This window comes from Candidatus Zixiibacteriota bacterium, from assembly GCA_016933955.1.
GTDB lineage: Bacteria > Zixibacteria > MSB-5A5 > GN15 > PGXB01 > JAFGTT01.
The window spans coordinates 103,667-127,969 of sequence record JAFGTT010000036.1; the positions used below are offsets into that span (position 1 = coordinate 103,667).

Genomic DNA, 24,303 nt, shown 5'->3' on the forward strand with positions numbered 1-24,303 from the left:
AATGAAATAGCGATATTTCATTATGAAGGAGTTGCCGATTGAAAGCTGATTATATAGACTTTAATGAACTTCTGAATATGTCTGACGGTTGCCTGCATATGCATGGCCGCAGGCTGGTTCTGCATTCGACCAATGCCTTTGCCCAGTTTCGTAAAGATCTCTATGATATGATTGGTCCGGAACAAACCCGGCGACTGCTGACCCGTTTCGGATATTTCTGGGGTCAGGCCGATGCGGCCGCCATGAAAAGAATTTTTAACTGGGATAATGTCATGGATTGGCTCCAGGCGGGGCCATGGCTGCATATGCTTTCCGGGGTCGGGAAAGTCATTGTCAGGGTTCTCGAAGTTGATGAATCCACGGAAAAGTTTTATATGGAAACCATGGTGGAGAATTCTTGCGAGGCCGAAGAACATCTCACCAGTATCGGCAAGGCCAGGCATCCATCATGCTGGAACCTAATCGGATATATGAGCGGTTTTGCCTCATTCTGTATGAACCGGAATATTTATTTCATTGAGAAACAGTGTGCCGCCAATGGCGATAAGGCCTGCCTGTTTATCGGTCAGGATCGACAGGCCTGGGGCGACAAAATAAAAAATCATCTGGCCTATTTCGAAGCCGAAGATATTCAGGGAAATGTAGCACAATTGACCAGGCAGTTACAGCTGCAAACGCGTGAACTGGAAAGGCAAAGACGCGAGATAGGTTTACTACGCTGGACATCCGATCCTTTTTTTGCTGAAGTCCGCAGCCAGATTTTCAAGCATATCATGCAACTGGCGGCCAGGGTGGCTCAATTCGATTCCTCAATCTTAATTACCGGAGAAACCGGAGTCGGTAAAGAGGTCCTGGCGCGCTATGTCCACCGCCATTCTCAGCGTTCCCGGCATCCCTTTGTGGTGGTTAATTGCGGGGCCCTTCCGGAAACCCTCCTTGAAAGTGAACTTTTTGGCCATCGGGCCGGATCTTTTACCGGGGCTACGCGGGATAGAATCGGTTTACTGCAACAGGCTCATAAGGGCACCGTTTTCCTGGATGAAATCGGCGATATCTCGGCCAATATCCAGCTTAAAATACTCAGGGTTTTGCAGGAAAAGGAAATCACGCGGGTAGGCGATACGGAACCACTGAAAATTGATGTACGTATTATCGCCGCAACTAACCGCGATTTAAACCGGGCTGTTAATGAAGGTCGTTTTCGCGATGATCTTCTCTATCGGCTTAGAGTTATTGAAATTAATGTCCCTCCCTTACGGGAAAGGACCGAGGATATTTTACCCACGGCTCGCTATCTTGTTGACCGACTTGCTCAAAAACTTAAAATACCGCAGTTAAAATTGGATTCCACCTGTGTTGATTATTTGCAGGCATACCAATGGCCGGGCAATATTCGGGAACTGGAAAACGCCATCGAAAGAGCCGCCGTTTTAAGCCACGATGGAATCATCCGGCCGGAGAATCTTCCTCCGGAAATACTGAAAATTGCCGGAAACGGTACCAGAGCAGTCGATCCATTATCTATGACTCTGGTAGAGACGGAACAAAAACACATAAATGCAGTTATGAAACTCTGTCATGATAACCGAACCCGGGCAGCCAAAATCCTGGGAATCAGTCCTTCGACCCTATGGCGAAAGCTGAAAACTATGGATTCTTAGATTATTTTGATAGCCTCGAACGAATCAGATTGTCTCGACCGAGATAGTATAGGAAAAAATAATCCTAAAGGCCGAGTAATTTGCCACCCTGGTAGACAATAAAGGCGCAGATGTAGGCCACCGCCAACTGGAAGCCGATGGTAAACCACATCCATCTGACACCGATCTCCCGCCTAACCACGGCGATGGAAACGATACAGGGCGTATAAAGAAGAACAAAAACCATAAAGGCAAAAGCGGCCAGTTTGGAAATGCCGCTTTCGGGATGCCGGAGACGATCAATCAGAGATTCCGAGTCCGCTTCCTGATCAACTCCCAGTTGATACAGAACTCCCATTGAAGAAACCACCACTTCTTTGGCAACAAATCCCGTCAGGAGCGATACTCCCATCTGCCAATTGAATCCAAGCGGCGCAACCACCGGCCCGACAGCATATCCCAGGCGGCCAATCAGAGTGTATTTCAATTCTTCTACGGCTTTTAAATTCTGAAGCCGCGAAATTTCCTCCCCCGCTCCGGGTAATTCGGCCTGTTGCAGTTGAATAATTTGAGTCTCATAGTCCTGCGAATATTCCTTGCGACGGGGGAAATATCCCAGCGCCCACAGAATTATAGAGGCGATAAGAATGACTCCACCCATTTTACGCAGATATATTTTGCTCCGCTCCCACATGTGTATGGCCACCGATTTCCAGGTTGGCCAGCGGTAGGGTGGTAATTCCATGACAAACGGGAGGCTTTCACCCCGAAGCAGGGTCCCGCGGAGTACCCTGGCCGCCACAACAGATAAGACAATACCAATTATGTAAATCGAAAGGATAGCGTTGCCGGCGGCGGCTCCAAAAAAGGCGGCTGCAAACAGAACATAAACCGGGAGTTTGGCGCTACAGGACATGTATGGAATCAGGAGGGTGGTTAATACCCGATCCTTCTCGGATTCCAGCGTCCGGGTAGCCATTATGGCCGGAACACTGCATCCGAAACCCATCAACATAGGAATAAACGATTTTCCGTGCAAACCCAGAATATGCATCAGGCGATCCATAAGGAAAGCCGCCCGGGCCATGTATCCTGAATCCTCGAGGATCGATATCCCGAGGAAGAGAATGACTATATTGGGCAGAAACACTATTACCGAGCCGACCCCGCCGATAATTCCATCGACCAACAAATCGGTAATCATACCGGCCGGGAGAATTGTCCCGACGCCGCTTTGAAGGGCGGTCACCCCAGAATCGATCCATTCCATTGGATACTGACCCAGCCTAAAAGTGGCCAGAAAAATCAGCCACATTATTATCAGGAAAATCGGATAACCCAGAATCCTGTGTGTAATAGTATTGTCAATATACTGCGAAAATCGCATCCGGTCGCTATCCCGGAGAGGTTTTTTCATTACCTCGCGGATAATCCCGGCAACATAGCCGTAACGTCCCTCGGTAATGATGATTTCGGGATCTTCATGGGTTGTCGTTTTAATGTGGTTTATCGACTCATTCAGTTTGGCCGCCAGAGGGCTTGATTCCATCGGTCCCCGAAGGCATTGCTTGATAAACATTTTATCACCTTCCAACAGCTTGATAGCCAGCCAGCGGGGGTTGCGACAGAATTCACATCCACGACATCTCTGAATTTCGCACGATAGATTAAGAACAACATCATCGAGTTTGGAACCATACGATACCGGTGGATGGCGGTGTCCGTTTTTACTGTGTTCTACCAGTGCAATAGAGGTCTCCAGAAGGGATTCGATTCCCTGCCCCCGGCTACCGATTGTCTTGACCACGGGTGCCCCGAGGAGAACCGTAAGTTTTTCCGTATCGATCTCGATTCCCAACTCCTGTACCTCATCCCACATATTCAAATCAAGAACGACATCGACACCCATTTCAATCAGTTGCATGGTCAGGTACAAAGACCTCTCCAGATTGCCGCTGTCGATAACATTAATGATTAAATCAGGACTTTCATCGAGGATAAAATCCCTGGCCACTTTTTCATCGAGCGAATAAGCCGTCAGGCTGTAGGTTCCCGGCAGATCGACAAACATAATATCGTAATTTTTGTATTTCCGATAACCGATACGTTTTTCGACCGTGACACCCGGAAAATTGGCGACTTTTTGTTTAGCTCCGGTCAGGCCGTTAAAAATGGAGGTTTTGCCGGCATTGGGATTGCCGGCGAGGGCTATTTTAATGAGACGTTTATCTGTCACTACCGTTTATGATATCACCTCTATCGTAATGAGAGCCGCTTCACTCCGACAGATACTTATATGACCATTTCCCAGGGAGACCTCAAGCGGATCCCGGAGAGGGGCTGATTTTACCATTGTAATTGTCTCACCGGGATGAATCCCCAAATCAAGCAATCGGCGACGTATCGGCCCGATTCCGGCCACTCTGGTGATGCGTCCCATTTGTCCCGGTTTAAGTTCATTTAGACTCATATCATTTACCATCCTGAATAACATCCATACCTGAACTATCATCGGTAAAATCAAGGCAATTGTCCCGTACATTCTGGTTTCTGGCCGGGCAGTTTTGCATGATGTCCATAAAAGTGACCAGCCGATTGATAGTCTTCCCGCTCATAACATGTTCCATACGACAAGCTTCATGTTCCGAATGATCGGCCGGCAGTCGAAGAACCTCGGTTAGGAATGATTTCAATGCCTTATGAGTTTCATATATTTCCCGCGCCTTATCAATCCCCGATGCTTCGAGATGAATTTTGCCGTAATGCTGCTGGCTGACCAGGCCCATTTCTTTGAGTTTATTAACAGCAGAAATCACTGTCGGTAAAGTCACTCCCCGCTCCCGAGCCACATCGGATATACCGACTTCGTCACCGGATATCGATAATCGATATATCGTCTCCAGATAATCTTCGACTTTTGATGTTAATTTCATAGCCTTATATAATATTAGACTTATCTAACTTTGTCAACAGTTAAAACGTATATCGGCATCGGAAACGTATAAAATTCTACAAAATTGATGGAAATTAGGCTTTTGCCAGTTATTTTATAAGATTGGCTTTTGCAAATTGGCGGACCAGTTTATTATAAAAAGGATTGAAGATGAAATCATTTGAAGTTTCTAAAAAACTATATGGTGAAGCCCGGCAGTGCCTTAGCGGCGGCGTTAATTCTCCTGTCAGGGCCTTCAAGGCTGTTGGCGGTACGCCTCTTTATATTGAGCGGGGCGACGGTGCCTATATTTTTGATATTGACGGTAACAGGTATCTGGATTTCTGCTGTTCATGGGGGCCGCTGATCCTTGGTCATGCTCACCCTGAAGTCGTAAAAGCAATTTCGGAAATGGCCGCCAAAGGGACCAGTTTTGGGACGACTCATCAAAACGAAATCCTTCTGGCCAAAAGAATCAAGGCGCTTTGCCTGCATATGGAGTTAATGCGATTTGTCTCCTCGGGAACCGAGGCGGTGATGTCGGCGATTCGATTGGCGAGGGCGTTCACCAAAAGGAATAAGGTTATCAAATTCACCGGCTGTTACCACGGGCATTCCGATTATTTGCTGGCTTCGGCCGGGTCGGGAGTGGTGACTCTGGGAATTCCGGCTTCGGCGGGAGTGCCAAAAGATTTCACCAAACACACCCTGGTAATTCCGCTTAATGATCCCGACGCGGTCGGGACGGTGTTCAAAAAGCATGGGCCGGATATCGCGGCGGTGATAATCGAGCCGATTCCGGCCAACAACGGGTTGCTATTACAGAAGCGGGAATTTCTTGAGCTTCTGCGGGACATTACCCGGAAAAGCGGAGCGCTTTTGATATTCGACGAGGTCATCTCCGGATTTCGGGTGGGGCCGGGCGGGGCGGCCGAATATTATAAAATAAAACCGGATCTGGCCACCTATGGCAAAGTGGTCGGCGGCGGATTGCCGGTGGGGGCGTTCGGCGGCCGGGCCGAAATTATGAATCTTCTGGCCCCCGATGGTCCTGTTTACCAGGCCGGGACATTGTCGGGTAATCCGCTGGCGCTGGCGGCCGGGATAGCCACCCTGAAATACTTAAGCGACAACTCCGGCTGGGAGACGCTGGAGAAAAACAGCGATCGCTTTGTCGCCAAGCTCCGCTCCGGGCTGGAGAGCGAACCGGTCAATGTCGTCTCCATCGGCTCGATTTTCTGGATCAATCTGCAGGCCGAAACAGCCACAAAAGCCGAACAGGTCAAATCCGAAAACAGCCAAAAATTCGCCCGGGTGTTCCAGGCGGCGCTTCAGGCCGGGATATACCTGGCGCCGTCGGCCTACGAGGTCGGGTTTGTCAGCACGGCTCATACGCCCGATGATCTCGACTGGGCGGCGGGTCAATTGGCCCGAATCATAAAAGAGAACGGGCGGTAGATGGCCGCCCGCATATATTCGTGCATCCATAAAATTCTCAGCGGTGGAAACGGCTGATGAACTGCTCCACCTCGGGGATGCCTCCCTGGAAAATCAGGTAACCATCGAACGGTTCACGCTCGGTGATTTCACCGGCGATCGGGGTCAACATCATCTCTTTGACTTTTTCCGGTTCGCATGTCTGGGCCAGCACCCAGCCGAGTTTGGTATAGGCGGCCTCGGGGAGCATATTCCCGGCCGGAATAACTCCCAGTTCCATCATATCGCGGCCGGTATCGTAAACATACATCTGCACATAGCCCCACAGAGTCTGCACCGTCATAAAGACGGCGATGCCGGATTCGTGGGCTTTCTTGAGAGCCGGATAGAGCGGCTTGTTGACATGACCCAATCCGGTTCCGGCGATAACGATCCCCTTGTAGCCGTTGTCGATCAACGCTTCAATTATATCGGGGCGCATATTGGGATAATAATAGACAATCGAGACCATTTCCTCGAAAACCGCCCGGATATCGACCTGGCGGTCATCGCGGCGCTTTTTGTAATCATGCTTGATGGGTGTGAATTTCTCCGGGGTAACCATCGCAATCGGCACATCGCCGATAGTGCGGAAGGTCGAGCGGTAGGAGGAGTGCATTTTCCTCACCCGCGTGCCGCGGTGGAGGAGGTTGTATTCATCGGAAGTCGGCCCGAACATGCAAACCATGATTTCGGCGATATCGGAATGGCCGGCGGTGTAACAGGCGCACCGGAGGTTGAAGGCGGCATCGGACGAGGGGCGGTCCGAGGAGCGCTGGGAACCGACCATGACGATCGGAACCGGGCTGTTCTGGACCATGTAGGACAGGATCGAGGCGGTATGATGCATGGTGTCGGTACCGTGGCCGATGACGATTCCCTTGACCCCTTTTTCGATCTGGCGGCCGATTTCGACAGCCAGGGTTTTCCATTGTTCGGGGCCCATATTTTCCGAGAAGACGCCGAACAGTTTGAGGGTTTCGAGGTTGCAGATATCGGCCAGTTCCGGGACAGCACCGTAGAGCTCGCCCGGGGTGAAGGCCGGGATGACGGCGCCGGTGCGGTAATCGAGCCGGGAGGCGATGGTGCCGCCGGTGCCGAGCAGGGTGACATTGGGTTTATCCGGCGAGAAGGGAAATTCCTTTTCGGGGATTTTATAGATAGCTTCTTTATAGCCGGTCTCGATGATTTCGTTGATACTGTCGGCCCGGATCCCGATATTGTAGCCGGTTTTGAGTTTGAGGACGATATGGTCGCCATCGGCGGTCTCGGAGCGCGGGAGGATAACCCCCTCGAAATCGCCTTTGGTGGTTTTGAGCCGGACATTGGCCCAGACCCGTCCGCCGAGTGACTGGAGGACTTCTTTGGCCCGTCCTTTATATCCTTTCATGGCATTATCATTCATAATCTCACAGATTCCCGTTTAAAATTTCCCCAAATGAAAGGCAAAAGGGCCGAATAGTCAAGGGAAGAAAACGGGGTCAGCCGCGGGCAAATGGGTTCGTTTCATCCTTCGAGTATTTTTTCAAAATGGGTTCGTTTCCTCAGTAAAAAAGTTTTCGGGAAAAATGGGTTCGTTTCATCCGCCGGAATTTTTCCCACCGCAAGCGGCGGGGCACCTCGATTTTGGGATAGGTCATGAAATGGGTTCGTTTTGTCAGTAAAAAGTTTTTATGCCGGATATTTTTGGATATAAGGGTTTTCATATAAATCCGGGCGGGGTATGGATTAAGGGTGGTTTGGTAGGGAAAGCGGGAGGCGGGGGAAATTTTGAAACATGGGAAAATAGTCAGGAGCGCGGGGCTCCTGGTTTACTTGGCTGAAAAATTGTCTCGATGGCTTTATCTTTACTACAAATCCAAAGCACTTTTCTTGCCCTCGATGCAGCAACATAGAAACATCTTGTATCATCTAGATGGTCGGAGCCAAAAAGGTCATGCTGTGTAAGGCTTTCCTTTATTTTACTGACAGTCAGCTTCCACCTACCCCGACCGCTGTCAACGTATATCATAACCGCATCAAACGTTCTACCCTTGATTTGATGGATGTTTTGAATTGTGATCTCCCTAACTTCAGCCTCATCTGCTTCTATTAGCAAATCTTTATTCAAGTTGTTAAGGTCTGCCTGATTGCGTTTCTTCTTAAGTTCACATGCCCGACAACCGATTTCTGAGGTAGCTTCATTTAGCACTACGTTTACCTCTCTAATCCATTCGAGAAGTGATAACTCTAGCGAAGGTAGTCTCTTGCAGGTAGACCAGATTAGCCATTTGCTGTCAAGATCACCAAGTTTATGGTCATGCAATTGCCTTGAAGATTTAACCCGTTCGCCTTTTGAAGAGAAATAGAGGAATCTAAGAAGACATTCGTATGCCTGTTTATATTCTGCTCTATCGAAGTGTATTTTCGCCCTTAGAGGCAATGCTTGAATATCTGAGTTTTCTACAGCAAACAAATCAGTCTCTTTGATCTTACTTTTCCGAATATTTGCAACTGACCTATGCCCACCATAGAGAATAGCCACATTATCGGGTCCAATCATAATACCTTTGTCTCTTGCATAGGCAACGAACTCAGCCAAAGCATTGTTAAAATCGTCTGCTTGCCGGGCAATCACTTCGGCGTCACTTATTTCCGTCCGATTAGTATCCTGAGTTATTGATCGAGCATTATGGAACTTATTGAGGAATTGACAAATGCTTTCACCACAGCGTTGGGTTTCCGTGATACTGAGTGACTGCCAATCGCCGTCTTGGTCTTTTGCGATAATTAACTCTGGATTGGCATCTCTCCACTCATAAATAGACTGATATGGGTCACCTAACAGCATGATTTCAGAGTGCCCTTGTCTCTTCAATTCATCAATTATCGCCATTTGCGTTTCAGAGCAATCCTGCGCTTCATCGACAATGATAAATGGAAAGCGATTGCATAGCGCTTTTGTAAAACCAGGGAATGACCTAAGAATCTCAAGGCAATAGTAGCTGACATCCCCTTGAGTGATAATATTTCCTTTCCTGAGTTCTCGTTTTACAACTACCAAATACTGCTGAGCTTCTGCACTTATTGTCTTGTTCTTCTGTTGATATATCACATTTCCAGAGCAATCGTGGCAAATATTCTGGCCACTTAAACCAAACTGCTTTAATTTCGGGAATCGGTCATCAATCCATAATGAATTTACGTCCAGTATGATAACCTTCTGCGTCTTCTTTTCTAGTAGCCGGTGACCTGTGACGCGAATCACAAATCCATTGAGAAAGCTATCTATTGTTCCAACGAAGTGAGGTCCCTTTACCTGATCGCCAGTCAATTCATAATACATTTGTCTAATGGAGTCTTTGGCTACATTTGTAAAGGATAAAACGGCAATACCTTGGTATTCCCTCAATTGTCTTTTTTCCATTAAATGCCGCAACCTATGCGCAACGACTGTTGTCTTGCCACTCCCTGGGCAAGCGGTCAAAACAATAAGCCCCTCGGCATTAACCGCGGCCTGCTGACTGGTTGTAAGTTCAATCATTCGTGATATACTCAAATGCATCCCGGATATACTTCGGTACAGCCAATGAAAATCGGATGTTCTTTATGTCTTCCTGAATAACGGCAACCAGCTTGTCCGCAAAATCAGATTTGCTTGAGCTTGATACTACACATTTCCATACTTCAATACCAAGCTCTTTATCACTTGTAGTGTCAAATGTAGTATCAAGCAATTGTCCTAACCTGTGCCTAAAGACCATATTCGCCATGCCCAGTTCAACTTCAAGAGTCTTCCTTGCCATAAATAATGCAATTCGCTTGTTTTGAGCTCTAAGAGTATCTACCTCACTCTTCAGCCCGGCCGCCCTTGCAGATATTGGGGCACTATCGAAAATAGAAATGATCTCCGATGTATCCCGTAAATTACCATCCCTTGTAAAACGCATATCATTCGGACAATCTCTGCCTGTTCCGCGATCATCATCCGTAATGATTACAGACTTGACGTTCGATTCGCTGAACACATTGCTCACAAGATCGATATATCTGCTAAATGACACGCCTTGAATATTAACTATCTCGATCCCTTGTTTCTCAAAGCTATCATTAGGATCACGATACATATAATCCCAGAATGACTTCAACAAGATTGCCTCGGTAATCCCTTCCACGAAAATTATGGAACGAGCAAAAAACAATTGAGACTTAGTAACATCCAGAAACAGTTGCAGGAATAGTTTATTAGATTCCTGAATACTAGCGTTTTGCAGAAGAAGACTCTTCACATTGTCCGCGTTTCTGCAAAGTATATTGATATTGTTCAAATCTACAACTGATGCCAATGTCGGGGAATGCGACGTTAAAATCACCTGAATATCTTTGTATTCGTTTTGAAGAAATTCTAATAGCAGTGATTGAAGCTGTGGGTGCAAATGAGCTTCAGGTTCTTCAATAATCAGACAGCTGAACTTGTGAGGAGTGAGTACTTCATCGTATTTCAATTCAGTCAGAACAGTTGAGATGAATATAAGATTATTATATCCCAACCCATTTGTGCTAATATCAAGACCCTTAGCAGCGCAGGTCATGCGAATATTTGAAAGAATTTTCGTAAATTCTTGATCGACGAAGTTCAGCTTAATCTTATTGTCATCACCGCGCAGTGTGAGTTTATCAATATTCGGATTTGTATTCTTCTCAAGCTTAAGTACAGGGTTCTCATCGCCCTGCAAGGCCAATGCTTCCCGGTTGGCTTTTTGGAATATTGATTCGAACTCTACACCTTCATCATCCAGATTTTTCTTAAGAATATTACCAACACGGCTGCGGTAGCCCGGTTTGAATTCGGAACTAACATCCCTCAATGCAGGAAGAAATATAGCCCTTAGATAAGCTAGAATATCATATGGGTTTGTTGTGTCGCCGGTCTCACCGCACTTGACCTGTGGCTGTATTTTCGTACCTCGGAGGTTGAAGTTGAAATCAAACCTGAGCTTATGCTTGCCATGTTCCCCGTCAAGAATCAACGCCTCAAGAAATGCTGCCTGCTGAGCATCATTCAGGCCCGAGAACTCTATTCCGATACTAATTGGCTTCGTTGGATCGTGAAAATCAGCCTCAGAAAGCCATACATTCTTATCTGAGCTTCCATAATTCAGGCAAATAACCAACGCTTCTACTATAGTGGTTTTTCCAATGTTATTTTCACCAATGAGTAAATTTAATCCGTTCTTTAGTTCAATTATTATTGGATTATTACTGGTGGCCTTTTTAAAATTGGATATTTCAAGTCTTGAGATATACATTTTGAGGAACCTCAGATTCAATTATATACAATTGCTTCTTTTCAAAATTTACAACATTTGATTTAATTCCAGTAATATTAAACGATCCAATTATCTCACAGTTACCTAATGAATATCAGATTCCATCTGCTATCCGGTGGGCCTGGTCCCGAGGGGTGTAAAAACGATGGTGTGTTGATCAGCGGGTGAGGCCACCCGGTTTGTTGTTCGAATCATAAACAGGTATGATGTCGAAACCTCCTCCGCTTCGCTTCGGACCTTCGGCGGGGGTTTTGACCCAAATACCAGGATAAGTATAATATGCGAGCGGGAAATCGGCAATGGTTTTTTATGGGATCGATCTAATGGGGGCGGACGAGGCGTTTGCCGCCCACAAAAAGCAGATTGGATGACACACCCCGTCTCCGCCTGCGGCGGATCCACCCCTCTCAAGAAGGGATGAAGATGGATTCCCGATCAGGTCGGGAATGACAAAAAAGGGGGTCGGGAATGATGGGAAAAGAAGCGGGAATGAAAAAAAGGCCGGGAATGATAAAACAGGAATGAATGAAAGAAAAGGGATGGAATGACATGAAAAACAAAAACAAAGAATGGAAGGGAAAATGTTGAAAATGGCGGGGGGCGGAAGTATAAAGGTATAGGTGGCAGACGGGGAAGTCAGCAAATTTCTGAAAAAGTGATTGATTTGCGGGTGTGAATGTATTAGAATACTAACCGATAAAATATAAAAACGTGATACCCCTCCCGAATTTCGGGTGGGGCTTTTGTGCTTGGAAGAAGATTTTTATGAACAGCGTCACGATTAAAAAAGACAGCCGGATAAAGTCAATCCTGGATAGGTTCGGTAATACGCCCCCCTTTACGGAACTGGTCAACCGGATCGGCAGTAGTATCGAAAAAGAAATAAGTATCACCGGGCTGGCGGGTTCATCGCCGGCGGTCCTCCTGGCCAACACGGTCGAGCAGACCGGGCGGCCGGTGATGGCGGTGATTTCATCACCGGAGGAAGCGGAGGCACTTTACGAGGATTTGCGGTTTTTGCTGGGTGATGAGGCGGTCAGCCATTTCCCGTCGCTACAGTCGCCGCCGTTCGAATTCCGGCCTCCCTCGGCCGAGATAGTCGGCAGCCGGTTATCGACCATAGCCCGCCTGAAAAACAACGGGACGAAAATAGTGGTGGCGCCGGTGGCGGCGGTGATCGAGCCGACGATTGCGGTCGAGGATTTCGAGAAGAACAGCCTGATGGTGCGGATCGGCGATGAGATCGATATCCAGAAATTCGCCGTCAAGTTGATCGCGATGGGATTTCGGAGAGTGGCGCTGGTGGAGGAGGTCGGCGATTTTGCGCTTCGGGGCGGGCTGATCGATTTCTTCTCCCCCGGCCTGGAGTACCCGGTGCGGGTGGAATTTTTCGGCGACGAGGTCGAGACGATCCGGCGGTTCGAGGTTTCCTCGCAGAGGACTACGGCCCGTCTGGAAGCAGTGGAGCTTCTCCCCCGCCGCGAGGTGACGATCACGCAGGAGACGGTGGAGCGGTATATATCCGGGATGCCGGAACGGGACGGGGATTTGATCCGGGCGCGGTATATCAACGACCCGGAGTTGCCGGGACTGGAATGGCTGGCGGTAACATTCGGGGTGGAGACGGGTTGCCTGCTGGATTATTTGCCGCCAAGACCGCTCTATTTTATAAACGGGGTCGGGAATCTGACCGGGACGATCGAGGAAATCATGACCGATGCTGAGCGGCGCTATGTACGGATTCGGGAACGGCTGGAACAGCCGCCGACAGTATCAGAATATTTCCGCAACCGGGACAAACTCGAAGGGTATCTGGCGGCGGAACAGAAGATCGACTGGTTACCGTTCAAGGGCGGCCGGGAACATATTATCGATTTTCAATGCCGGGAACATCCGGCGCTGGGATCGCGGCTGGATTTGCTGGCGGCGACGATCGGGGATTTCGAACAGTTGGGGATCGAGTATTTTATTGCGGCGGACAATCCCGGGCAGGCTGCCCGCCTGAATGAACTCCTGACCGACAAGCTGGAAACCGAGACACCGCTTCCGATCGAGGTGGCCAATCTCAAAGGGGGATTCGTCTCCTCGGGCAACCGGATCGCGATCCTTACCGACCACCAGATTTTCGGCCGTCATTACCGCCGCACCAAACGCAGAAAATTCAAAGAAGGGGTGGCGATCCAGAGTTACACCAGCCTGATCGACGGCGATTACGTGGTGCATACCGATTTCGGGATTGCGCAGTACAAGGGGTTGCAGACGATCGCGGTGGACGGACGGTCGCGGGATTGCCTGTTGCTGAATTATTTCGGCGGGGACAAGCTGTATGTGCCGATCGAGGAATTTAACCGGGTGTCGAAGTATTCCGGGAAGGATGCCGCCCCGAAACTTTCGGCCCTGGGCGGAACGGGCTGGGAGAAAATCAAGGAGCGGACCAAAAAGGCGATTGCCGATATGGCCGAGGAGCTGATCAAGATTTATGCCGAGCGGAAAACGCGCCCGGGATTTGCCTTCGGACCCGATACCACTTGGATGAGGCAACTGGAGGCCTCGTTCCCGCACGATGAGACCGAGGACCAGTTGAAAGCGATCGAGGATATCAAGCGGGATATGGAGAGCGCGATGCCAATGGACCGGCTGGTATGCGGTGATGTGGGGTACGGCAAGACCGAGGTGGCGATTCGGGCGGCTTTCAAGGCAATCGAGGCCGGCAAACAGGTGGCGATTCTGGTGCCGACGACAATCCTGGCGCAACAACATCTGAACACCTTCTCACAGAGGCTGGCGGGATTTCCGGTCCGGGTGGAGATGCTCTCCAGGTTCAAGACGCGGAAAGAGCAACTGGAAATCGTTAAGGAGCTGGCCGAGGGGAAAGTCGATGTGGTGATCGGAACGCATCGGCTGTTATCTAAGGACGTGCAGTTTCGGGACCTGGGACTGCTGGTGATCGACGAGGAGCAGCGGTTCGGGGTCAGGCACAAGGAGAAACTGAGGAAGATCAAGACGACGGTGGACACGCTGGCGATGACGGCAACACCGATACCACGGACGTTGCAGATGTCTTTGATGGGGGCGCGGGATATGTCGCTGATCAACACCTCGCCCAAAGACCGCTGGCCGATATTGACGCAGATCACGGAGTTCGAACCGGAAGCTATCGCCGAGGCGATACTGCATGAGGTGGACCGGGGCGGGCAGATTTATTTCGTGCACAACCGGGTGCAAACCATCGAGGCGATGTACCGTTACCTGAAGAAAATCCTGCCGCAGATCGAGATCGCGGTGGCCCACGGGCAGATGCACGAGAAATCGCTCGAAGGGATCATGCTGGCTTTTTTGTCGGGCCGGTTCCAGGTTTTGCTGTCGACCTCCATTATCGAATCGGGACTGGATATCCCGTCGGTGAACACGATTATCATCAACCGCGCCGACCGGTTCGGGCTGGCGCAGTTGTACCAGTTGCGCGGCCGGGTGGGACGATCATCGGTGCATGCGCGGGCGTTCCTTTTGACACCGCAGTACAAGTTGCTGACCAACGACGCCCGCAAACGGCTTCGGGCGATCGAGGCTCATGCCGACCTGGGATCCGGTTTCGCGCTGGCCATGAAAGACCTCGAGATACGCGGGGCCGGGAATATTCTCGGGGCCCAGCAGTCGGGGTTTATCGAGGAGGTCGGGTTCGACCTGTATGCCAAAATGCTCGAGGAGGCGGTAGCCGAGCTGAAAGGCCAGGAGGTACCGCGGATGCCGGATACCAAGATCGAGGCCGAAGTGGAACTGATGATACCGGAGCATTATATCGATATTCGGCAACAGAAGGTCGAGATTTACCAGAAGATCGCGGGGGCGCGGTCGCTGGATGAGATCGAAAAGATTCGCGATGATGTCGAGGACCGGTTCGGCAAACCGCCGGTCGAGGTGAACAACTTGTTCGAGGCGGCGGCGGTGCGGATTTCGGCCTTTGCGCATGATATCGAGCGGATCAGGATCAAATCCGGGCGGGTGGAGTTTATGTTTAATTGCCGGAAGAGGTTTGAGCGCAAGGAGGTGGAGAACTGGCGCCGGGCGGTGGAGTATCCGATGGAGTTTGCGCTGGCCGAGGGGGCGATTATCCGGGTGGATTTATCGCAGGTGGATAAAAACAGCCGCCTGGCCTGCCTCCGGACACTGCTGAACCGGGTGTGAAGGGGGGGAAGCACTGTACATGGAAAACAATGCCCATTATTTTTCCTCATATCCCCCATATTCCTGTAAAATTATATGCCTTTAAAAGAGCAATAAGTTTTTTCCATGTTTGACAGGATTATAATGAATATAATCAATATGATTATTCAAATCATCCCGATTTCGAATGATATGATCCCAGAAACGATACTGCCACGCCCGCCCGAAGGAATGCTTTATAGGCTTTCGGTAATGCGCTGAAAAAGATAGCTTTATTCTCCTGAATAGGTTCGACAAATTATTACCCTGACCCTCAATAATGCAATGGAATTGATCAGGAAGTATAACCCGAGAGTTGCCGCTTGCGATGAACCGTGCGGCCGAGTTGCCAAAGGCCCATAATTGTCAGAATACCGATAATGCTCGTACCATGCCATGATTCGAAGTCTTTAGTGAATGCAAAAAAGACAAAGAATACCAAGAGACCGGCAATCAGGGCGAGACGGTGACGGTCATCCCAACCGCGTGTATGTCCGGACCAGCGCCACACCAACGCGAGCGAGATGGCGTCAAACAGGACCAATGACAGCAAGGTCACCCCCAGAGGTGGAAAGCCATACTCGGCGGTTATGAATACACAGCTAAATACAACCGTGATGTTGATCAAACCGAGAACAAAGAAAAACCATGGTCTGGCCCGAACCGTTTTAACTGAGGGGACTTGCCGGATGGCGAGGCGGTAGGCGGCGAATACCAGCCCAAGTACAACGCCCCAGGCCAGGAGATACAAATACAGCTGAGGGAAGGGACGATGCATGTCGTACTTCATGATCAGACCCAACACAGGAATCCAGGCCAGCAGGCCAGCGCCGCAGGCGATCAATCCCCGTTTCCCCAGCCAGGCTTGATTTCTGCGGTCGGAATGAATGATATGAGCGAGTACAACACTGGAACCGATGCTGATCAGGGCGTGAAACTGTATCGTCATGATCGACCAGGTCCAATTGACGCCCACACGGAACCCGTATGTCGCCAACGGGCCGAGTTCCGACCAATCTGGATCGAAGAGCGAGTAGACAACAACTCCCTCCTCATAGACTCCGAAGGCTAATCCCAACAAAAGCAGGGATAGCGCACTTCCAGACCACCGAATCAGCAGTTCCCGACAGATCAACGCCCCGCATCCGTATGGTAGAGAGAGAATAAGCAGGTTGAATGGGTTAACAAATTCAAGCGGTGTCTGGTGGCTGGAGACCAGTTCTCCAAGAATCGGGGCCAGCGCCAACAGGGTCACCCAGGGCGGGATGCGACCAAAAATCCCGGTTTGAGTTTTGCCTTGGGCAGGCGATGAAGGCGAGGAAACGATCACTACGTACTCCTTCTATATTGGTGCTACGTAGATTTCCGGCAGATAGTTTCAGACTATCCGCGGATCGATTGGCTTGTAGAATATCTTAACTGAGATTTCCCAGATAGAGTTTTCAAAAACATAATTTGTCCTTTCCGTTACTCTGAATATGCAAAAACATCCCCGAATGGTCAAGAATTTACTCGTTTCCCTGAGTGATCGCTCCAATGAGCACAAAAATGACGGCCTTGTGGTGTTGCCAGCCTTCCGGAAACCGTCTCTGGGCAGACTCTCCCCGTTTACACTCCCAGAACACCATATCTTGCAGTAGCCTGCCATATTAGTCTGTGCTGACCGGGGCTGGTTTCAAGCGGCCAATCCGCTTAAGGATTTCATAAAACAACGATCTCGATACCAATACCTCAGCCATCTGAAATGTCACATAACGGGCGTGACGAACGACTTTGGCTCCGATCTTGATCAGTTTCTCTCGGAGTGTCCTCAGTGACCACACTTTGACTGATTTGGGCAGTGCCAGCCGCCTCAGAAAGTTTCCCAGATTATATGCCAGAGCAAACAATTGCAATCTTACCTGATTATCCACAAAATCATGACAGGAAAGCCGCGTCCAGTTCAAGGCGTATTTGCCCTCCTTGATCCATTGCTCGGCCGTACCACGCCGGTTGTAGAACTTCACTACATTCGCAGATTTCCAGCGAAGGTTCGTCACGATGGAACCAATCCGTGGGAACAACTCGCCCGCATGCCATTCCTCCCTGGAGACGACTCTTCTGACTGTATCCCAACTGGCGGCTTGATAACGAAAACTGTAATACTGAACAATCGGTTTCTTAGGCGGACGACCAACAAGACGAGTCAGTAAATGCTCAACCTCGCTGTACAGAATGGCATTGGCTTTCAGACGTATGGCATAGAAGTATCCTTCTGTTTCCAAATAGCTGTACAAATCCGGATTGGCAAAACCAGCGTCGCCGCGATAAAACCGTGGGATGTCGTAGCCTCGATAACGATTGACAATTGGCTCCAGAACATGCCGCCATTCATCGGCGCTGTGAACAATACCGTGGCGTAGATGCACCCGCTCGACGTCGCCATACTGGTTGAAACAGAACAATGGATGATAACACGTGCATTCAAAATAGCCGCTGTAGGCCGAACCTTCCTGATGACCAAAGGTCGGGCTGACGGAATTATTCATATCGAGGATAATCTGCTTTTGCGGCCGGTTCTCAAGAACCTGATCTACCCATCTGCCAGGTAGATTCATCAGAAACTCAAGGTTCTTCGGTTGAGTCAGTATCTCAGTCTCAAAGCGACCGATCTGGCTCGTCGAAGCGACCCTGTGTTCGGTGGCCCGGCCGCCGGCCACGTGCCGCATCGCAGGATCAACACACAGTCGCTCGGCATCGTTGGTATCTTCATCGCCGGCCAATCGGCTGTATAGCGACTGCCTCAGTAAAGCAACAATACTGTGCCGGGTGCTACCCCCGGTTCAACTGTCAATGATCTCAACCACCGCCGTCCTCGTCAATCCCAAGGTCTCATCAAGCTCTCGGTATGCCAGCAAACCGGCATCACTGGTAACCTTGGTTCCATGAAATTCGAGCTTCAATTTGCGATCAAAATTGAGCCTGAGAGCGTCCTTGCATCCTTCACCCATCGGGTTCTCCCACTTTCGATGATCAAATGTCCATCAAATCCCTTTCCATACGCCATATATTAACGCATCTCAATCCCAGAACCCAGATTCAAATGGGAAATCCGGGTTTATATAAGCAGTTGATCGGTTGGAGAACAAAGGAATCTTCTATTTCCCGAAAACATCGGTGCTGAGGTATTTCAAACCGGAATCAACCATCAGGGTAACAATCGCGGCCTCAGGCCCCAAGCGCTCGGCCACCCGAATAGCCGCGATAACATTGGCTCCCGATGATGTTCCGGCAAAAAGCCCCTCTTCCCTGGCCAGACGCCGCACCATCGCCTTGGCATCATCAGTCCCGACCGCAATGATTTCATCGACCAGATCCGGATCCCAGAGCGGCGGAGTATAGCCGATACCGACTCCCTCGATTTTATGAGGTCCGGCCTGGCCGCCTGACAATACCGCCGATTCAGCCGGCTCCACGATGATTATCTTAATCTTCGGATTGTACCGCTTCAATACGGTAGCTACGCCGCGCGCGGAAGCCGCGGTGCCGACACATTGAACAAAGGCATCGAGTTTGCCGCCGGTCTGGTTCCAGATTTCCTCGGCCAGCGGGTAGTAGCCGGTAATACTGTCGAGATTATTGAGTTGATCGGTCCAGAAAGTATGCGGCTCTTTGCTGATTTCACGGGCGGTTTCGATCATATCCAGAATAAGTTTTTTGGTGGTCAGGCCGCCTTCACTCGGTACCAGAGTCAGTCTGGCTCCCAGAGCCGACATATGTTTCAGTTTTTCCCGGCTGAAAGCATCGGAGGAAACGATATGCAGGTGGTATCCTTTGGCGATACAGACCAGAGCCAGCGATATACCGGTACTGCCGCCGGTGTACTCAACGATGGTATCCCCGGGTTTCAGCCGGCCGTCTTCCTCGGCTCGTGCAATCATGGCCCGGGCGGTCCGGTCTTTCATGCTCCCGGTCGGATTTTCCCATTCGAGTTTTACGAATATTCTCGCACATTCGGGTGGAACGACCTTATGCAATTGGACCAGTGACGTGTTTCCGATGGCGCTCAGAACATTGCTGACAATATTCATTATCTGCTTTTCCTATCTGCTTATATAATGTAGAAATATACCAATATGACAGATAAGAACCACCAAAAAACAAAATCCCCGAAGCCATTGAACTTCAGGAGCTTAAATTTGGTAGCGCAGGGGGGGGCGAGTCCCGACCTTCGGGGTTATGGCGTGTTTAGGCTTTTTTTGCCGGGAAAATGTGGGAAAGGAGTGTATGTCAAAATTCGCACTTTTATAATTGACCTAAAATATTTTATTATAATTATTCCTAAATAGGAACAATTCTACAATAAGGATGTTACAATTCATATGAAAAAGACCGGGGATCATGTCGCCGAAATGATGGACAGATTCGAAAAAGTCTGTAAATCCAGGGGATTAAGGATTACTCATCAACGCACCGAGATATTTCGAGCCCTTATTCAAAATCCCGATCACCCCACAACCGAAAAAATTTTCAATCAGGTGCGCCGGCATCTGAAAACGATTTCTCTGGATACTGTTTATCGGACGATCGGAATTTTCGAAAAATATGGTCTGATTAAAAAAGTCCACCATATCGATAATACGACGCGTATTGATATTAATATATCCAATCATCATCATCTTGTTTGTTCTAAATGCAAAAGAATGGAAGATTTTTATTGGCCCGATTTTGACCGGATGAAACTGCCGGCATCTGTCTCTCACTGGGGTAAAACAGGTTTCAAACATGTTGTAATCGAAGGTTTATGTTCAAGTTGTAGTAAGAAAAATAAATAATATTGATAATATAAGATAATGGTAAAATGTACAACATAAATCCTTATAAGGAGCAGTTATGACTGATAAGAATGCAAATAGTGATAGCAAATGCCCGGTAACGGGCGGAGCAAGCAGTCCGGCAAAAGGAACTTCGAATCAAGACTGGTGGCCAAACCAATTGAAACTGAATATCCTTCACCAGCATTCTCCCCTGTCCAATCCGATGGGTGAGAAGTTTAACTACGCTGAGGAGTTCAAAAGCCTCGATCTTAAGGCCGTGAAAAAGGATCTTTATGCATTGATGACCAATTCACAGAGCTGGTGGCCGGCCGATTACGGTCACTACGGACCACTCTTCATCCGGATGGCCTGGCACAGCGCCGGTACCTACCGTATGGGCGATGGCCGCGGGGGTGCGGGGTCCGGCAACCAGCGCCTTGCGCCTCTCAACAGCTGGCCGGACAACGTGAACCTCGACAAGGCGCGCCGGCTGCTCTGGCCGATTAAGCAGAAATACGGCCGCAAGATCTCCTGGGCCGACCTCATGATTCTCGCCGGCAACTGCGCGCTGGAGTCGATGGGATTCAAGACCTTCGGCTTCGGCGGCGGACGCGAGGACATCTGGGAGCCGGAAGAGGATGTCTATTGGGGCTCCGAGGCCGAGTGGCTTGGTGATAAACGCTATTCAGGCGACCGCGATCTCGAAAATCCGCTCGCCGCCGTGCAGATGGGCCTGATCTATGTGAACCCGGAAGGCCCGAACGGCAACCCGGACCCGGTCGCCTCCGGCCGTGATGTTCGAGAGACCTTCGCGCGCATGGCCATGAACGACGAGGAGACCGTCGCGCTCGTTGCCGGCGGGCATACGTTCGGCAAGTGTCATGGCGCGGGCGATGCGGTGCATGTCGGTCCGGAACCCGAGGCCGCCCCCATCGAGGAGCAGGGGCTCGGATGGAAGAGCAGTTTCGGCAGGGGCAAAGGCGGCGATACGATCGGCAGCGGCATCGAGGGCGCCTGGAAACCGAACCCGACCAAATGGGACATGGGCTATTTGAACATGCTGTTCAAATACGAATGGGAGCTGGTCAAGAGCCCGGCCGGCGCGCATCAGTGGCTGGCCAAGGACGTGGCCGAAGAAGACATGGTGGTTGATGCGCATGACCCGTCCAAAAAACACCGGCCGATGATGACCACGGCGGACCTTTCCCTTCGCTACGACCCAATCTACGAGCCGATTGCCCGGCGTTACCAGAAGAATCCCGAGGAATTCGCGGACGCCTTCGCCCGGGCGTGGTTCAAGCTGACACACCGCGATATGGGTCCCCGTTCGCGTTATCTCGGTCCGGAAGTACCTGCCGAAGAGTTGATTTGGCAAGATCCCATTCCCGCAGTCAATCACAAATTGATAGATGCGCAGGACATCGCCTCCCTCAAAGGCAAGATTCTGGCTTCCGGTCTGTCTGTCTCGCAACTGGTTTCGACCGCCTGGGCCTCGGCATCGACGTTCCGTGGTTCCGATATGCGGGGCGGAGCGAATGGCGCACGTATTCGCCTGGCACCGCAGAAGAATTGGGAAGTCAACCAGCCGGCCGAGTTGGCGAAGGTGCTTAATACTCTGGAGGGCATCCAGAACACATTTAACAATGCCCCGTCTGGCGGTAAGAAAGTTTCACTGGCTGACCTGATTGTTTTGGCCGGTTGCGCCGGCGTTGAGCAAGCCGCAAAGAAAGCCGGTTACGATGTGAAGGTTCCGTTTGCACCCGGGCGTATGGACGCTTCGCAGGAGCAAACCGACGCGGAATCATTCGTCGTACTCGAACCTTCCGCAGATGGTTTCCGCAACTACCTGAAAACCAAATATGCCATATCGGCAGAGGAACTGCTGGTTGATCGGGCGCAATTGCTGACGCTGACCGCTCCCGAGATGACGGTTCTTGTCGGCGGCATGCGCGTTTTGAATACAAACTTTGGAAAGTCCGCGCATGGTGTCTTTACCAAACAGCCGGGAGCTTTGACAAATGACTTTTTTGTAAATCTCCTCGATATGAATACGAAGTGGCAGAAATCCTCCACTTCCGAAAACGTGTTTGAGGGACGAGATTACGAAAGCGGCGAACTCAAGTGGACCGGGACCCGGGTTGATCTCATCTTCGGCTCGAATTCCCAGCTTCGAGCAATCGCAGAAGTTTATGCAAGTGGCGATTCGCGTGAGAAGTTTGTCCATGACTTCGTGGCCGCGTGGAGCAAGGTGATGAATCTTGATCGCTTCGATCTCGCATAAACTCGATGAATAGCTTTTAGAGACAGGAGGTCGATATTTTCGACCTCCTGTTATTTTGTCAATAAGTGGCTACCAAGTTTATGGATGTTTTTGATAAGGGATGTTACTGTCTGAATGTTCCAATGAGGTTGATTAAACCATCAATCAAATATCCCAATTGCAGACAATTCAACAAGAGGCATTGGTAATGCAGTCATTTTTTGGCGTTGACCAAGCACCGGGGACGGGAGTAGTTTTCTCTTCAATTGATAATTGAATAATGAAATATTATTGTAATCACAGGGGAATCGATAATAAGCCAGTATGAATACCATCGAATTTACAGTTCTTATAGGTGCAGGTTCTCTGGTCGCCGGATTTCTGGGCGCCCTGACCGGTCTGGGGGGCGGGATAATCATTGTCCTTATGCTGACCCTGATTCTTGGCATCGATATCCGATTGGCTGTCGGGGCCTCTTTGATTTCGGTCATTGCCACTTCCTCCGGAGCCGCGGCGGCCTTTGTCAAAGAAGGATTTTCCAATATCCGGGTGGGAATGTTCCTTGAGATCGCCACGACTATCGGCGCCATCTGCGGGGCCTACCTTCATCCCAAATTTTCGGCTGGCCTGCTGGGAATTATTCTCGGCGTTGTTCTCATTAATTTCGGCCGCTATCTCGTTTCGACCAAAACACAATAAAGATGTTGCGGAGCACCGTGACCGGCTGGCTGAATTCCTTCGCGTCGACAGCTCTTATCCTGGTCCCGAGGGCCGGGTTGAATATCATATTCACCATATTCCTCAGGGATTTGGATTGATGTATATCGCCAGCGTCGTATCGGGGCTTCTGGGAATCGGCTCCGGGGCTATGAAAGTACTGGCCATGGATCGTGTAATGCAGGTACCGTTCAAAGTTTCCACGACCACCAGTAATTTTATGATTGGTGTCACAGCCGTGGCCAGCGCCGGAGTTTATCTTTCCAGGGGCTACATCCATCCCGGATTGGCGATGCCGGTCATGCTGGGTGTGTCCCTGGGTGCCCTGCTGGGTGCTCGAGTGCTGGTCCGGGCGCCATCGTCGATAATTCGCCTGGTTTTCAGCCCGGCGATCCTCCTAATGGCCATCGAAATGATCTATAATGGCCTGATGGGGAAAATATAATATGGCTATTTCTCGAATTAAAAACCCGGATGAACAACTGGACCTGACCATCGGCCGCCTGCTCCGTTATGGTGTCTTTTTTTTCGTTGCGATTGTCCTTATCGGGACGCTTGTGTATTTGATCAAGCATGGCACGGAAATCCCTGATTACACCGATTTCAAAATGGCCTCGCCATTGTTAAGACGGCCGGCCGGTATCATCAATTAGGCCCTGCATTTCACCGGCAATGGAATAATTCAACTCGGTCTTCTGTTTCTAATCGCCACTCCTATTGCCCGTGTTTTCTTTTCGGTTTTCGCATTTTTCCGCAAGCGTGATTATCTGTACACTCTCATCACCCTGATAGTTCTCATAATTCTACTATTCAGCCTTTTCCTCGCCAAAACATAGAAAACTGTTAGAAAATCCGGCTTCTGAAGGAAATCCCTCCAAAAACAAAACTCCCGAATTTGCAAAACTTCAGGAGCTTAAATTTGGCAGCGGCGGCAGGATTTGAACCTGCGACAATCGAGTTATGACATGTT

Annotated in this window: 15 protein-coding genes and 2 pseudogenes; 8 read left to right on the top strand and 9 right to left on the bottom strand. The window is 49.9% G+C overall.

The window, feature by feature from the left end; all coding sequences use genetic code 11:
* Window positions 1-38: 38 nt before the first annotated feature.
* On the top strand, window positions 39-1,661 hold the full coding sequence (locus JXQ28_13175) for a sigma-54-dependent Fis family transcriptional regulator (GenBank protein MBN2278686.1): 1,623 nt from the start codon (window positions 39-41) through the stop codon (window positions 1,659-1,661).
* 64 nt (window positions 1,662-1,725) lie between these two features.
* Here the strand turns inward: JXQ28_13175 and feoB are convergent, their stop codons facing one another.
* Genes feoB through JXQ28_13190 form a run of 3 tightly spaced genes read right to left on the bottom strand, consistent with a single transcriptional unit; the run spans window position 1,726 to window position 4,573 of the window.
* Window positions 1,726-3,876 (bottom strand): ferrous iron transport protein B, encoded by a 2,151-nt coding sequence (feoB, locus tag JXQ28_13180; GenBank protein ID MBN2278687.1) that lies wholly within the window; start codon window positions 3,874-3,876, stop codon window positions 1,726-1,728.
* 6 nt (window positions 3,877-3,882) lie between these two features.
* Complete coding sequence (locus JXQ28_13185; GenBank protein MBN2278688.1) at window positions 3,883-4,110, bottom strand: ferrous iron transport protein A; 228 nt, start codon at window positions 4,108-4,110, stop codon at window positions 3,883-3,885.
* A 1-nt stretch (window position 4,111) separates the two neighbouring features.
* Complete coding sequence (locus JXQ28_13190; protein ID MBN2278689.1) at window positions 4,112-4,573, bottom strand: metal-dependent transcriptional regulator; 462 nt, start codon at window positions 4,571-4,573, stop codon at window positions 4,112-4,114.
* A gap of 170 nt (window positions 4,574-4,743) precedes the next feature.
* Between JXQ28_13190 and hemL the strand changes: the two genes are divergently transcribed.
* Complete coding sequence (gene hemL, locus JXQ28_13195) at window positions 4,744-6,030, top strand: glutamate-1-semialdehyde 2,1-aminomutase (protein ID MBN2278690.1); 1,287 nt, start codon at window positions 4,744-4,746, stop codon at window positions 6,028-6,030.
* Between the two features lie 37 nt (window positions 6,031-6,067).
* Here the strand turns inward: hemL and gatD are convergent, their stop codons facing one another.
* The 3 genes from gatD to JXQ28_13210 all read right to left on the bottom strand — a co-directional run bounded on the left by gatD (window position 6,068) and on the right by JXQ28_13210 (window position 11,336).
* On the bottom strand, window positions 6,068-7,453 hold the full coding sequence (gene gatD, locus JXQ28_13200) for a Glu-tRNA(Gln) amidotransferase subunit GatD (protein ID MBN2278691.1): 1,386 nt from the start codon (window positions 7,451-7,453) through the stop codon (window positions 6,068-6,070).
* Between the two features lie 384 nt (window positions 7,454-7,837).
* On the bottom strand, window positions 7,838-9,571 hold the full coding sequence (locus JXQ28_13205; GenBank protein ID MBN2278692.1) for an ATP-dependent helicase: 1,734 nt from the start codon (window positions 9,569-9,571) through the stop codon (window positions 7,838-7,840).
* Window positions 9,564-11,336, bottom strand: a complete 1,773-nt coding sequence (locus JXQ28_13210) for an AAA family ATPase (GenBank protein MBN2278693.1) — start codon at window positions 11,334-11,336, stop codon at window positions 9,564-9,566. The genes JXQ28_13205 and JXQ28_13210 overlap by 8 nt, the downstream gene beginning before the upstream one ends.
* Window positions 11,337-12,122: 786 nt before the next feature.
* Between JXQ28_13210 and mfd the strand changes: the two genes are divergently transcribed.
* Window positions 12,123-15,542 (top strand): transcription-repair coupling factor, encoded by a 3,420-nt coding sequence (gene mfd, locus JXQ28_13215; GenBank protein ID MBN2278694.1) that lies wholly within the window; start codon window positions 12,123-12,125, stop codon window positions 15,540-15,542.
* Window positions 15,543-15,855: 313 nt separating this feature from the next.
* On the opposite strand, the gene JXQ28_13220 is transcribed toward mfd, so the two are convergent.
* The 3 genes and pseudogenes from JXQ28_13220 to JXQ28_13230 all read right to left on the bottom strand — a co-directional run bounded on the left by JXQ28_13220 (window position 15,856) and on the right by JXQ28_13230 (window position 19,630).
* Entirely contained in the window at window positions 15,856-16,890 is a 1,035-nt protein-coding gene (locus tag JXQ28_13220) for a hypothetical protein (protein MBN2278695.1), read from the bottom strand.
* 319 nt (window positions 16,891-17,209) lie between these two features.
* Window positions 17,210-18,550, bottom strand: a pseudogene (locus JXQ28_13225) (IS1380 family transposase).
* A gap of 147 nt (window positions 18,551-18,697) precedes the next feature.
* A complete protein-coding gene (locus JXQ28_13230) occupies window positions 18,698-19,630 on the bottom strand; it encodes a cysteine synthase family protein (GenBank protein MBN2278696.1) in 933 nt (310 codons plus the stop codon).
* A gap of 291 nt (window positions 19,631-19,921) precedes the next feature.
* Here JXQ28_13230 and JXQ28_13235 point away from each other — a divergent pair, with 291 nt between their 5' ends.
* The 5 genes and pseudogenes from JXQ28_13235 (at window position 19,922) to JXQ28_13255 (ending at window position 24,169) form a co-directional block, all read left to right on the top strand.
* Window positions 19,922-20,374 (top strand): transcriptional repressor, encoded by a 453-nt coding sequence (locus JXQ28_13235; protein ID MBN2278697.1) that lies wholly within the window; start codon window positions 19,922-19,924, stop codon window positions 20,372-20,374.
* A gap of 58 nt (window positions 20,375-20,432) precedes the next feature.
* On the top strand, window positions 20,433-22,637 hold the full coding sequence (gene katG, locus JXQ28_13240; GenBank protein MBN2278698.1) for a catalase/peroxidase HPI: 2,205 nt from the start codon (window positions 20,433-20,435) through the stop codon (window positions 22,635-22,637).
* A gap of 303 nt (window positions 22,638-22,940) precedes the next feature.
* Window positions 22,941-23,778: pseudogene (locus JXQ28_13245) on the top strand (sulfite exporter TauE/SafE family protein).
* A 1-nt stretch (window position 23,779) separates the two neighbouring features.
* The gene (locus JXQ28_13250; GenBank protein ID MBN2278699.1) at window positions 23,780-23,986 is read left to right on the top strand and encodes a DUF1634 domain-containing protein; all 207 of its coding nucleotides are present in this window, start codon (window positions 23,780-23,782) and stop codon (window positions 23,984-23,986) included.
* A 3-nt stretch (window positions 23,987-23,989) separates the two neighbouring features.
* Complete coding sequence (locus tag JXQ28_13255) at window positions 23,990-24,169, top strand: DUF1634 domain-containing protein (GenBank protein MBN2278700.1); 180 nt, start codon at window positions 23,990-23,992, stop codon at window positions 24,167-24,169.
* The last annotated feature ends 134 nt before the right edge of the window (window positions 24,170-24,303 follow it).